The organism is Arthrobacter ruber, from assembly GCF_002954225.1.
In the GTDB taxonomy this organism is placed as follows: domain Bacteria; phylum Actinomycetota; class Actinomycetes; order Actinomycetales; family Micrococcaceae; genus Arthrobacter_D; species Arthrobacter_D ruber.
This window is the reverse complement of record NZ_PPTH01000017.1, coordinates 584,700-598,234: the sequence shown is the minus strand read 5'-3', so window position 1 is coordinate 598,234 and position 13,535 is coordinate 584,700. Positions and strand designations below refer to the sequence as shown.

Here is a 13,535-nt window from a genome sequence, read left to right as displayed (position 1 = left end):
CCCCCAGCAAGCTGGAGATCATCGTTCGACTTGCATGTGTTAAGCACGCCGCCAGCGTTCATCCTGAGCCAGGATCAAACTCTCCGTAAATGATTCACAGACACAACACGGAAACCCGGGAAAACGGGACAACCACGCTGCACAAAATTCGAAACCAGCCAAAAAAACCAGCCACCACACGAGGTGCGGCAACCAGCAAATTCAACCAATCAAAAAACAATCGGTATCAACAAACTTGGCACACTATTGAGTTCTCAAACAACAGCAGCTACCGGCACCAAACACAACCAAACCGTCATGTCCTCGCTCCGAAGCAACTTCACAAGCCTACCCCCGCAACCCCGATCCCGCAAATCCGCTCCCCGGCCCCACCACCGGACAAAACCAGCAGCACAACCGACCAACAAACCCACAGAACAGACGACGAACCCCGAGCCACCACCGGAACCATGCACAGCACGCGACCGAAGAACTCGAATCTTCATCAAGGGGGGATTGTCACCCACACCGGGGCAACTCCATAACTATACGAGCACCCCACCACGAGAACCAAATCGGCCCCACCACGAACACGCCGGCGCCCAGAACGACACCCGCCGGCACATCTCACAAGGAGGCGCCGGCTCCCGCCACGACAGCTCCTCACGGCGGGGAAGGCTCTACCCCTGCCTCTTCGGGGAGGACGTCCTCCTGCAGGGAGCCCGCCCTGGCCCTTCCCCCGGCCCCAGCCTCTCCCGGCGGTCGCAGGGAGCTCCACCTCAGCCGGCATCCTGCGAAGAACGTCGAGGTGTCGATCGGGTGCCCGCTCCACCCGGCATCGGCTGCCGAATCCCTCCGACGTCCTCGGGCAGCGAAAGGTCCACCCGCCTTTGGGAAGAGGAATGCCACGGGGTGGCTACCGGGACCGTCGGCCACAAGGAGAGCGTTCGCGACCCTTCGGGCGGAGGACTCTCTACCGACGACGGCGGCTAGTCGGAGGTCGCCCCACGAGGTCTGGATCGCTGCACCGAGTCGTAGTAGACAAGGTGCATGACCAGGAAGAAGGGAGTGGCACCGCGTCTGGCCGAAGCCCTGGGGATCATTCTTGGCACGGAGAAGATTCCGCTGAGGCTCCGGGCGTGGGATGGATCAGAAGCCGGGCCCTCGGATGCGCCGGTGATCGATTTCCGTTCCCGCCGGGCGTTACGGCGAATGCTCTGGGCGCCGAATCAGCTCGGGCTGAGCCGTGCGTATGTTGCAGGGGACATCGACGGGCCCGGCGACCTCTTCGAAAGCTTCTCGGCGCTCAGCTCCGTCGGCAAGTTCTCCGAACTGCACGCCTTCCGCCCTCCGTCTTTCCGTGAACGAATCAAGCTCGTCCGGACGGCCGTTCAGGTCGGAGCGCTGGGGCTCCCACCCGCGCCGCCGGCCGAGGAGATGAACGTGACCCGAAAGGGACGGAAGCATTCCAAGGAACGTGATGCCGCGGCGATCTCCCATCACTACGACGTCGGCAACGAGTTCTATGCACTCGTGCTGGGACCGTCGATGGTCTACTCCTGCGCTGTCTGGGAGGACGAGACCATCGGCCTGAACGCCTCCCAGGAGGCGAAGCTTGACCTGGTGTGCCGCAAACTCGGTCTTCGACCCGGCATGCGATTGCTCGATGTGGGCTGCGGTTGGGGAAGTTTCGCATTGCACGCGGCGCAGCGCTACGGAGTGGACGTCGTCGGTGTGACCCTCTCGAAAGAGCAAGCAGATCTCGCCCGGAAGCGGGCGTCGGACGCAGGTCTCGCCGGCCGTATCGACATCAGGGTTCAGGACTACCGCGACGTCCGGGACACACCGTTCGACGCGATCAGCTCGATCGGCATGGCCGAACACGTCGGCCGAGATCAGATCGGTGCCTACGCGTCCAGTCTGTGCAGCCTGTTGCGTCCCGGCGGCCGCCTCCTCAATCACGCCATCTCCTGGAACGCGGGTGAGTTGCCACCGGACCCGGACTCCTTCATCCCCCGCTACGTCTTTCCCGACGGCGAGATGCTCAGCCTCACCGTCATGATCGAGGCGCTCGAATCGGCAGGGCTGGAAGTGCTCGACGTCGAAGCGCTGCGCCGGCACTACGGCCTGACGCTTCGGGCCTGGGTGGACAACCTCGAGAAGAACTGGGACGAGGCGGTACGTCTGACGAGCAAGGGACGGGCCCGGGTCTGGCGGCTGTACATGGCATCGAGCGCACTCGGCTTCGAGCGGGGCCTGAACGGCGTGAATCAGGTGTTGGTGCAGCGTCCGGGAGGGGACGAGCCCCCATTGCGGCGTCGGGAGTGGGTCTGACGGGGCCGGTGGCGCAGGATCACAGAGGGCCGGCGACACGTCTTCGTGCCTCTATCCGAGGAGACAGAGCAGAACCGGAAGGGATGGTGTCGGTGTGGCAGTGCCTCCGGGGACCGGCGCGGCGTCGCGCCCGATGTGAGATGCGGGTGGGGCGGTGGGGGTGGGTTTGGTGGTTAACGGGGAAGAGGCCCCACCGTGGGGTGGGGCCTCTTGCCTGTAATGGTTGTCCGGCGGTGTCCTACTCTCCCACACTCTCTCGGGTGCAGTACCATCGGCGCTGTGGGTCTTAGCTTCCGGGTTCGGAATGGGACCGGGCGTTTCCCCCACGCTATGACCGCCGTAACCCTTGCTACCGTTCCTCGACCCCCTGGGGTGTTCCCGGGTGTACCAGGTGCTCCTCNGGCACACTATTGAGTTCTCAAACAACAGCAGCTACCGGCACCAAACACAACCAAACCGTCATGTCCTCGCTCCGAAGCAACTTCACAAGCCTACCCCCGCCGCTTCCGTTCTCCAAATCGGCCGGTTCCCACGTCCTGAACCCTGTTCCAGCCCTTACGGACGGGATCGGTACCCAGGTTTTGTGGTTGTCGGCCGACGGGTTGACTTCATCAGCGCGGATATAAACAGTAGCACCGCCCATGGGTGGATGCAAAGCAGCGGCGGCTCCCTCTGCGAGGGAACCGCCGCCGTCGTCACGCGCGCCGGGTCAGGAGGTGGCGGGCTTCAGGTACAACACACCGAGCGGCGGCACACGGACATCGCCGTAGGCGGGTTGCCCGTTGTGGGCGCCCTCCCGCGCGGTGATCGGGGCGAAGTTCCCCACTCCGGAGCCGCCGAACTCCTCCGCGTCGGTGTTGAGGACCTCGGTCCACTCCCCCGCCCACGGCAGGCCCACACGGAACCCCTCGTGCGGGCCGCCGGCGAAGTTGGCGATACACACGATCGGGTTGCCCTGGTGGTCCCATCGGATGAAGGACAGCGTGTTGTGCTCGCCGTCGTTCTCGTCGATCCACTGGAAGCCGGCCGGCTCGTTGTCCCGCGCATACAGCGCCGGGGTCTCCCGGTAGAGGGCGTTCAGGGACCGGACCAGGTGCTGGACCCCCTTGTGCGACGGAGTCTCGGTGAGCCACCAGTCGAGGCTGTGCTGCTCGGCCCACTCGGCCTCCTGCGCGAACTCCGACCCCATGAAGATCAACTGCTTGCCGGGGTGCGCCCACTGGAACGCGAGGTAGGCGCGCACGTTGGCCAGTTGCTGCCAGCGGTCGCCGGGCATCTTCCGCAGGAGCGAGCCCTTGCCGTGCACGACCTCGTCGTGGCTGATGGGCAGCATGAAGTTCTCGGTGTACGCGTACACCATGGAGAACGTGGCCTTGCCGTGGTGATGCACCCGGTTGATCGGGTCCTCGGAGATGTACTCGAGGGTGTCGTGCATCCAGCCCATGTTCCACTTGATGCCGAACCCGAGGCCGCCGGCACTCGTGGGCCGCGTGACCCCGTCGAAGGCCGTCGATTCCTCGGCCACCATCACGATGCCCGGAGCCCGCTTGTAGGCGGTCGCGTTGACCTCCTGCAGGAAGGAGATGGCCTCGAGGTTCTCCTGGCCGCCGAACTTGTTCGGACGCCACTGACCCTCCTCGCGGGAGTAGTTCAGGTACAGCATCGACGCGACGGCGTCGACGCGGAGGCCGTCGATGTGGAACTCCTCGAGCCAGTACAGGGCGTTCGCGACCAGGAAGTTGCGGACCTCCCGGCGCCCGAAGTCGAAGATCAGTGTTCCCCAGTCACGGTGCTCACCGAGGAACGGGTCGCCGTGCTCGTACAGCGTGCCGCCGTCGAAGTTCGCCAGCGCCCAGGCGTCCTTCGGGAAGTGGGCGGGGACCCAGTCCATGATCACGCCGATCCCGGCCTGGTGGAGCTTGTCGATCAGGTACTTGAAGTCGTCCGGCGACCCGAAGCGCGAGGTCGGCGCGAAGTAGGACGTGACCTGGTAGCCCCATGAACCACCGAATGGGTGTTCCGCGACGGGCATGAGCTCCACGTGGGTGAAGCCCTGCCAGGCGACGTACTCCACGAGCTGCTCGGCCAGCTCCCGGTAGCTCAGTCCCTGACGCCATGAACCGAGGTGCACCTCGTACACGCTCATCGGACCGTTGTGGGGGTCGGTGGCCGCGCGGGCCTGCATCCACTCGTCGTCCTCGAACGTGTAGGTGGACTCCACGACCTTGGAGCCGGTGAGCGGCGGGATCTCGGTACCGCGCGCCATGGGGTCGGCCTTCTCGCGCCACTGTCCGTCGCTGCCGAGGATGTGGAACTTGTAGCAGGTACCTGCGCCGGCCCCGGGGATGAAAATCTCCCAGATCCCCGAACTGCCGAGGGCCCGCATCGCGTTGACACTGCCGTCCCAGCCGTTGAAGTCACCCATGACCTGCACGGCACGGGCGTTCGGGGCCCAGACCGCGAAGGACACGCCCTCGATGTCACCGAGCACGGACGAGTAGTGGCGGACGTGCGCACCGAGCGCCGTCCACAGCGTCTCGTGGCGGCCCTCGCCGATCAGGTGCATGTCGATCTCGCCGAGCGTCGGCAGGAACCGGTAGGGGTCGTCGACGATGACCGGATCGCCCTCGTAGGTCACCTCGAGCCGGTAGTCGGGGACATGGCCGGGGTTCTCGGCCCGGAGCGCTCCGACCCAGATGCCGTTGTGCTCGTGCGTCAGCTCGGTGCGGCCCGTGCCGGTGACGACGACGACGGACCGGGCCAGGCGGCGCAGCGTCCGGACGGTGACGACGTCGTCGTCGTTCAGGTGGGCGCCCAGCACCGCATGGGGCTGGTGGTACACGCCCTCCGACACCTGCTGGAGGACGGACTGCTCCACGGGCGCGGGGGCGGGACCTGCGCCAGCTGCCTCGGCTGACGTCGCCTTCCCGGAGGGGGAGCCGACCTCGCGTGCCTTGTCGGCGACCTCGGCGGTCGCGGCCTTCGCCTTCTCCGCCACGGCCTTCGCAGTTCCGGCGACGGCCTTCGCGGCTTTCGCGAGGGGTGCCTCGCCGGCGCCGTCGTCGGGCCCGGACTTCTTCGAAGATTTCATGTCAGCTGCTTTCGTTGCGTCCGCACCGGGCTGGTTCCCCAGCGCGCGTCGGACATCCCGGACGGGCATCTCGACCCAGTCCGGCCTGTTGCGGATTTCGTAGACGACCTCGTACAGGGCCTTGTCGAGCCAGAGCGCCCGGAACAGCGGCCCTGTGGTGTCCACGGGCGCCCCGGCCTCCTCGGCGTATCCCGCGAGGAAGGCCTCCCGGGCGGCGTCGGACCACTGCTCGGTCACGGCGGCCTCGGACGACCCGACGGGGGCCGCGCCACGCGATGCCGCTGCGTACTCGAGGGACCGGACCATCCCGACGACGTCGCGCACGGGGACGTCGGGGACGCTGCGCTCGGCGGTGGGCCGGAGCGGCTCACCTTCGAAGTCGATGACGAGCCACGTGCCGTCGGGGGCCTGCAGCACCTGGCCGAGGTGGAGGTCGGCATGGATGCGCTGCAGCGGAGGGATGTCCTCGAGCGTCTCGATCTGGCGGAGGATGCTGTCCACCTCGTCGCCCAGGGGACCGACGGCGTCGCCTGCCTCCTCCCAGGCCCACCGGATGCGGTGCGCGAGGGAGTCCTTGAACTCCTGCGCCTCCACCGCGGTGGCCGTGCGGCTGCCGAACGCGCCGTCGAGCTGACGGTGGATCCTCGCCACGGCCCGGCCGAGCCCACGCGCCTCGTCGGTGAAATCGGTGGCGGCCGACGCCGCGGCCGACGCGGTGCGCCAGGCGTCGGTACTGCCCTCGACGAAGTCGCGCAGCACGCTGACGTGACCCGTCACGTGGTGGCCCGGCTCGCCGTGCGGTTCCTGCCATGTGCCCGTGATCCAGCCGAAAGTGTCGGGGGTGTCGGTGGATCCGCCGGCGGTGAGGCCGGCGCTGATCTGCACGTCCGGGCTCTCCCCTGCGGCGAGCACCCGGAAGAACTTGACGATCATCGAGCCCGCACCGGACCCGTAGACCACGGAGGTGTTCGACTGCTCGCCCTGCAGGACCTTCACGGGCTGGACGGTGCCCGGTTCCTGGTCCGCGGGCGCCTTGATGACGACGCCGGTCAACCGGCCGTCGGGCGTGGCGGCACCAGTGAGGAGGAAGTCGACCCAGAGTCGCACGAAGTCGGCGTCCTGGGTCGCATCATAGGCCCATCGGGTCCCCAGCTCGGGATGCTCCACCTGTCCGATGAGGCCCGCTGCGGCGTCCTCGAGCGGTGCGGAGCGGTAACTGATCGGCACGCTGACGACGTCGGTACGCCGCCCGGAGTCGACGGCCAGGAAGTGCACCTCGAAGCCCGCGGCGCCGGAGGGGTCCTCGAGCACCGTCCCGCCGACGACCGTCAGATCCACCGACGGGCCCTTGGCCGGGAACCACCGCTGGGACGGGAGCCATTCGGTGAGGATCTCCGGGACGAACGGCACGTGGGCCGCCGTCATCTGGTGGCCTCCGACATCGCGATGACGGGCATCGACTGGGTGTGCGGCGAGGACGTGTTGGAGCTCGCCGACCGCACCCGCAGCCAGAAGAAGTCGTGGCTGCCCAGGGTCAGGGTCATCTCGCCGTCCTCGGCGAACGCCGGGAAGATCGAGCCGCCGAACAGGTCCCGCAGGCCGCGGCCCGCGAACTCCGGCAGGCGCATGTGTGCCGCGACGGGGTGCTGCGAGAGGTTGAAGACGCACAGCACCGACTCCGCCGGCTCCCCCTCGGCGTTGTCCTCGTCGACCTCCCGGAGGAAGGCCAGGACATGCTCCGACTCCACCGGGACGTTGCGGTAGGCACCCAGGCCGAAGGCCGGGTGCGCCTTGCGCACGGCGAGCATCTGGCGGACCCAGTGCAGCAGCGAGCTGGACGTGGCCATCTGCGCTTCGACGTTCACGTGGTTGTAGTGGTAGACGAGCGACTGCACGACCGGCAGGTACAGCTTGCCGGGGTCCACCGGGGAGAAGCCGGCGTTGCGGTCCGGGTTCCACTGCATCGGGGTCCGCGAGGCGTCGCGGTCCTCGAGCCAGATGTTGTCACCCATGCCGATCTCGTCCCCGTAGTACAGGAAGGGGCTTCCGGGCAGGGACAGCAGCAGGGCGTGGATCAGCTCCACCTCCGCGCGGGAGTTGTCGAGCAGCGGGGAGAGACGACGGCGGATGCCCACGTTGGCACGCATCCTGGGGTCCGGCGCGTACCAGCCGAGCATCGCCTCGCGTTCCTCGTTGGTGACCATCTCGAGGGTGAGCTCGTCGTGGTTGCGCAGGAAGGTACCCCACTGGGCACCCGCGGGGATGTCCGGGGTGTCCTTCATGGTCTCGATGATCGGGGCGGCCTTCTGGTCGCGCAGCGCGTAGAAGAGCCTCGGCATGATCGGGAAGTGGAAGGACATGTGGCACTCGGGGGAGTCCTCGTCACCGAAGTACTCGACCACCTCGTCCGGCATCTGGTTGGCCTCGGCGATGATCACGCGGCCCGGGTAGTTCTCGTCCACCATCTTGCGGAGCCGCTTGAGGAACTCGTGCGTCTTCGGCAGGTTCTCGCAGTTGGTGCCCTCCTCCTCGAACAGGTAGGGGATGGCGTCGGCCCGGAAGCCGTCGATGCCCTGGTCGAGCCAGAACTTCACGACGTCGAAGATGGCCTCCTGAACCTTGGGGTTCTCGAAGTTGAGGTCCGGCTGGTGGCTGAAGAAGCGGTGCCAGAAGAACTGCCGGCGCACCGGGTCGAACGTCCAGTTCGACTCCTCCGTGTCCACGAAGATGATGCGCGCGTCCTCGTACTTCTCGTCCGTGTCGCTCCACACGTAGAAGTCGCCGTACGGGCCCTCGGGATCCCTGCGTGACTCCTGGAACCAGTGATGCTGGTCGGAGGTGTGGTTCATGGGCAGGTCGATGATGACCCGGACCCCGCGCGCGTGCGCCTCGGCGACGAGCCGCTTGAAATCGCCGAGGGAGCCGAACTCGTCGAGGACGTCGTAGTAGTCCGAGATGTCGTACCCGCCGTCGCGCAGCGGCGACTTGAAGAACGGCGGGAGCCACAGGCAGTCCACGCCGAGCCACTGGAGGTAGTCCATCTTCTCGATGAGACCCGACAGGTCACCGGAGCCGTCCCCGTTCGCATCGGCGAATCCCCGGACCAGTGCCTCGTAGAAGACCGCCTTGCGGTACCAGTGGGGGTCGTGGGCCAGTCCAGGTGCATTGAGCTGGAAGGGGTTGGGCACTAGTGCTGCCTCCTGATCGAGAGAATGTGGGCGGGTTCCACGTGGGGATCGAGCCGGACGTAGTTGTGCTCGCCCCAGGTGAAGGTCTGACCCGTGACGAGGTCGTCCACGAGGAACATACCGTTCCCGTCGAGGTCGGAGTCGTCGAGGGCGAGCTGCCCGAGATCCAGCGACACCGTGCTCTCCCGCGTGCTATGCGGGTCCACGTTGACGACGACGATGATGGTGTCCTTGCCCTCCGCGGTCTGCTTGGTCTTGACGAAGACCACGGTGGCCGAATCGGTGCTGCTGTGGACGGTGAGGTTCTCGAGGTCCCCGAGTGCGGGGTGCGCCCGGCGGATCGCGTTGAGCCGGGTGATGAAGGGAGCCAGGGAGCGGCCCTCCGCCTCGGCGGCGGCGTAGTCGCGGGGGCGGTACTGGAACTTCTCGTTGTCGATGTACTCCTCGGCCCCGGGCCGGGCAACATGCTCGAACAGCTCGTAGCCCGAGTACACGCCCCAGAGCGGGCTGGCCATGGAGGCGAGCACGGCGCGGATCTTGAAGGCGGCCGGTCCGCCGTACTGGAGGTACTCGGTGAGGATGTCGGGCGTGTTCACGAAGAAGTTGGGCCGGAAGTACGCCGGGGACACCTGGCTGATCTCGGTGAAGTACTCCTCCAGCTCCGTCTTCGTGTTGCGCCACGTGAAGTAGGAGTACGACTGCTGGAACCCGGCGCGCCCGAGGGCGTGCATCATCGGCGGGCGCGTGAACGCCTCGGCGAGGAAGATCACGTCGGGGTGCTTCCTGTTCACCCGCGCGATGAGCCACTCCCAGAACTGCACCGGCTTGGTGTGCGGGTTGTCCACGCGGAAGATCTTCACGCCGTGCTGGATCCACATCAGGACGATCCGCAGGACCTCCTTCGACAGGCCCTTCGGGTCGTTGTCGAAGTTGATCGGGTAGATGTCCTGGTACTTCTTCGGAGGGTTCTCCGCGTAGGCGATGGATCCGTCCACGCGCGTGGTGAACCATTCGGGGTGGCTCTCGACCCAGGGGTGGTCGGGTGCGGCCTGCAGGGCCAGGTCCAGCGCGACCTCGAGATCCAGCTCGTTGGCCCGTGCCACGAAGGCGTCGAAGTCCTCGAAGGTGCCGAGGTCGGGGTGGATGGCGTCGTGGCCGCCGTCGGCCGACCCGATCGCCCAGGGCGAGCCGGGATCGGCGGGGCCGGCCGTGAGCGTGTTGTTGGGTCCCTTGCGGTGCGTCCGGCCGATCGGGTGGATCGGCGGCAGGTACACGACGTCGAAGTTCATGGCCGCGACGGCGTCGAGCCGCTTCGTCGCCTCGCGGAAGGTGCCCGAGGTCCACTCCGCCGTCTCGGGGTTGTAGGTGGCGCCCTCGGACCGGGGGAAGAACTCGTACCAGGCGGCACGTCCCGCCAGTTCGCGCTCCACGAGGATGGGGTACGCCGGCGAGACGGTCACGAGCGAACGGATGGGCTGGCGGGCGATGGCCTCGTGGATCTGGGGGGTGAGCCCTGACGCGAGGCGGGCCTCGACGCTCCGGGTGGTGTCGGCCAGCGCCTCGGCGGTGCGGCGGAACAGTGCCGCATCGCGGGCGGTCCGTTCCCCTGCCGCTCGGGTGAAGAGGGCGGCGCCCTCCATGAGCATCAGCTCGACGTCGACGCCGGCGGCGATCTTGATGGTGGCGTCGTGCTCCCAGGTTCCGAAGAGGTCCGACCACCCTTCGATGGTGAACGTGTGCAGGCCCCTGGTGCGGGGGGTGAGGGTCCCGGCCCAACGGTCGAGGCCTGATCCGACCGGCGTCATGCGGACGCGCTGCACCTCCTTGCCGCGGGGATCCTGGAGGACGGCGGACACGCCCAGCTGGTCGTGCCCCTCCCTGAAGACGGTGGCACCCACGGCGATGTCGGAGCCCGGGATGCCCTTGGCGGGGAAGCGGCCGTCCTCGATGACGGGACTGACCGCCGTGATGGGGATGCGGCCGAAGCGCAGGCCCTCGGGATACTGGGCATTTCGGTTCTGATCGGTAGTGGTCACCCGAGTCACGTTAGCGAGTTATGGACCGAATTGCTAAGGAGGCTTGGCGTAACGTCAAGGCCTTTCCTGTAACACGCAAGCGTTTACGCAGCGGCCTCCCTCAGGCGCGAACAAGTGCGCTACCGTTTCCGGGGTGAAGGCCATCCGTAGATTTACCGTCCGAACCGTCCTCCCCGAGAACATCGCCCCGCTGGGCAAGCTCGCGGGCAACCTGCGCTGGTCATGGCATCTGCCGACCTCGCGCCTGTTCGAGGAGATCGACCCCGCCCTCTGGAACGAGAGCGGGCACGATCCGGTGTCCTTCCTCGGCTCCGTCACGCGGGAGCGGCTGCAGCAGCTCGCGGCCGACGAGAAGCTGGTGCGGCGCATCCAGGAGGTCGGCGCCGACCTCGAGAGCTACCTCACCGAACCGCGCTGGTACCAGAGCCTCGGCGAGGACGCTCCCCGCAGCATCGCCTACTTCTCCCCCGAGTACGGCATCAGCGCCGTCCTCCCCCAGTACTCCGGCGGCCTCGGCATCCTGGCCGGTGACCACCTCAAGTCCGCCTCCGACCTCGGCGTCCCCCTCATCGGCGTCGGCCTGCTCTACCAGGCCGGCTACTTCAAGCAGTCCCTCTCCCGCGATGCCTGGCAGCAGGAGACCTACCCCGTGCTCGACCCGGACGGGCTGCCACTGACGCTCCTCCGTGAGGAGGACGGCTCCGCCGCGAAGGTGGTGCTGCCCCTGCCCAACGGCCGGCAGCTGTCGGCGCACATCTGGCGCGCCGACGTCGGCCGGGTCCCCCTCCTGCTCCTGGACTCCAACGTCGCCGAGAACGACGACGCCGCGCGCGACGTCACCGACCGCCTGTACGGCGGCGGCGGGGACCAGCGCCTCCAGCAGGAGCTGCTCCTCGGGATGGGTGGCGTCAAGGCGCTGCGGATCTTCCAGCGACTCACCGGGACACCCGCCCCGGAGGTGTTCCACACCAACGAGGGTCACGCCGGGTTCCTCGGCATCGAGCGCATCCGCGAACTGATGGATCCCTCCAACGCGTCGCCGATGAGCTGGGAGGAGGCGCTCACCGCGGGCCGCGCGTCCACCGTGTTCACCACCCACACGCCGGTACCGGCCGGCATCGACCGCTTCGACCGCGCCCAGATCGAGCACTTCTTCCACGCCGGTCTCGCGCCGTCCGTGCCCACGGATCGCGTGCTGGCCCTCGGGGCGGAGAACTACGCGGACGGCGATCCGACCAAGTTCAACATGGCCGTCATGGGCCTGCGCCTGGCGCAGCGCGCCAACGGCGTCGCGAAGCTGCACGGCGAGGTGTCCCGCGGCATGTTCTCCGGTCTCTGGCCGGGCTTCGACTCCCGCGAGGTCCCCATCACGTCGGTGACCAACGGCGTGCACGTCCCGAGCTGGGTCGACCCCCAGATCGCCGACTTCGCCCGCAGCCACTTCGGCGCGGAATCCATCCTCGATCCCCAGTGGGACAAGGTGTACGACGTCCCGGACACGGACATCTGGGCGCTGCGCCGGAGCCTCCGCTCCAACCTGGTCGACGACGTCCGCCAGCGCCTGCGCTCCTCGTGGAAGAAGCGCGGGGCCGCCGACGCCGAACTCGCCTGGACCGACTCCGTCCTCGATCCGGACGTCCTGACGATCGGGTTCGCCCGCCGCGTGCCGACGTACAAGCGCCTCACGCTGATGCTGCGGAACCCGGCCCGGCTCAAGGCGCTGCTGCTGCATCCGGAGCACCCCATCCAGCTCGTGATCGCCGGCAAGTCGCACCCCGCCGACGAGCAGGGCAAGCGCATGATCCAGGATCTGGTGCGCTTCACCGACGACCCCGAGGTTCGCCACCGCATCGTCTTCCTGCCCAACTACGACATCGCGATGGCCCGCACGCTCTTCCCGGGCTGCGACGTCTGGCTGAACAACCCGCTGCGCCCCCTCGAGGCCTGTGGTACCTCGGGGATGAAGGCCGCGATCAACGGCGGCCTCAATCTGTCCGTCCTCGACGGCTGGTGGGACGAGATGTACGACGGCGACAACGGCTGGGCCATCCCGACCGCGAACAACGGCGCGTCCGCCGACGAGCGCGACGACATCGAGGCCGCGGCCCTCTACGACCTCCTCGAGACCCAGGTGGGGCCCCGGTTCTACTCGCTGGTCCCCGCGGAGGGTGCCGGTGCGGCCGGACCGTCCGAGCTCTCGCAGGACGGCGTCCCGCACCAGTGGATCGCGATGATCAAGCACACGATGGCGACGCTCGGACCCGCGGTGTCCGCGGAGCGCATGCTGCAGGACTACGTGGACAAGCTCTACCGACCCGCCTGGCGCGCCGGGCAGGAGGCCGCCGCGGACTCGTTCTCCCTCGCGAAGAGGACGGCGGCCTGGCGCTCCCGTGTCCAGGGCAGCTGGCCGGCCGTGCAGGTGGAGCACGTGGACTCCACGGGCGTCTCCGAGGATCCGCAGATCGGGGACTCGCTGACCGTCAACGCCTACGTGTCGCTCGGCGGGCTGAACCCTGACGACGTGTCCGTGGAGGTGGCCTACGGCCGCGCCCTCGAGAGCGACGAGCTGAGCGACGTCACGGTCGAGGACCTCGAGGTGGCCGAAAGTCTGGGCAGCGGACGGTACCTGTTCACGGGCGCCATCCGGATCGACCACTCCGGGTCCTTCGGGTACACCGTGCGTGTGCTGCCCAAACACTCGACCCTCGCCACGAGGGCCGAGCTGGGACTCATCGTCAACGCCTGAGCAGTCCTCCGGACGACAGGAGCCCGGGACCGTACGGTCCCGGGCTCCTGTCGTCCGCGGATACTGTCTGTTCCCTCAGGACCGGCTGATCCCGGAGGCCGTCGGCCCCGTCGTCGTTCCTGGTTCCTGCGGTCCGGCTGCGGGCCGTGCCCGGATCAGCT

General features: G+C 67.6%; 5 protein-coding genes and 2 rRNA genes. 2 read left to right on the top strand and 5 right to left on the bottom strand.

Annotated elements, in window-relative coordinates; all coding sequences use genetic code 11:
• Nucleotides 1-90, bottom strand: a 16S ribosomal RNA gene (locus CI785_RS13870); the annotation flags it as partial.
• A gap of 939 nt (nucleotides 91-1,029) precedes the next feature.
• Between CI785_RS13870 and CI785_RS13865 the strand changes: the two genes are divergently transcribed.
• On the top strand, nucleotides 1,030-2,313 hold the full coding sequence (locus CI785_RS13865; RefSeq protein ID WP_105032641.1) for an SAM-dependent methyltransferase: 1,284 nt from the start codon (nucleotides 1,030-1,032) through the stop codon (nucleotides 2,311-2,313).
• A gap of 225 nt (nucleotides 2,314-2,538) precedes the next feature.
• Here CI785_RS13865 and rrf read toward each other — a convergent pair.
• From rrf to CI785_RS13845, 4 genes are all read right to left on the bottom strand, one after another.
• Nucleotides 2,539-2,655 (bottom strand): 5S ribosomal RNA (gene rrf, locus CI785_RS13860).
• A gap of 367 nt (nucleotides 2,656-3,022) precedes the next feature.
• Entirely contained in the window at nucleotides 3,023-6,829 is a 3,807-nt protein-coding gene (gene glgB, locus CI785_RS13855; protein WP_105032640.1) for a 1,4-alpha-glucan branching protein GlgB, read from the bottom strand.
• Nucleotides 6,826-8,592: a maltose alpha-D-glucosyltransferase gene (treS, locus tag CI785_RS13850; RefSeq protein WP_105032639.1), complete on the bottom strand. Its 1,767-nt coding sequence runs from the start codon at nucleotides 8,590-8,592 to the stop codon at nucleotides 6,826-6,828. The genes glgB and treS overlap by 4 nt, the downstream gene beginning before the upstream one ends.
• Nucleotides 8,592-10,628 carry an alpha-1,4-glucan--maltose-1-phosphate maltosyltransferase gene (locus CI785_RS13845; protein WP_105032638.1) on the bottom strand — a complete coding sequence of 679 codons (2,037 nt, stop codon included), beginning with the start codon at nucleotides 10,626-10,628 and terminating at the stop codon, nucleotides 8,592-8,594. The genes treS and CI785_RS13845 overlap by 1 nt, the downstream gene beginning before the upstream one ends.
• Nucleotides 10,629-10,761: 133 nt before the next feature.
• On the opposite strand from CI785_RS13845, the gene glgP reads away from it, so the two are divergent.
• On the top strand, nucleotides 10,762-13,374 hold the full coding sequence (glgP, locus tag CI785_RS13840) for an alpha-glucan family phosphorylase (RefSeq protein ID WP_105032637.1): 2,613 nt from the start codon (nucleotides 10,762-10,764) through the stop codon (nucleotides 13,372-13,374).
• Nucleotides 13,375-13,535: the final 161 nt, after the last annotated feature.

Excerpts from the sequence above, each read along its gene's own strand:
- CI785_RS13865 (WP_105032641.1), top strand. The coding sequence starts at position 1,030 with ATGACCAGGAAGAAGGGAGTGGCACCGCGTCTGGCCGAAGCCCTGGGG.
- glgB (WP_105032640.1), bottom strand. The coding sequence starts at position 6,829 with ATGACGGCGGCCCACGTGCCGTTCGTCCCGGAGATCCTCACCGAATGG.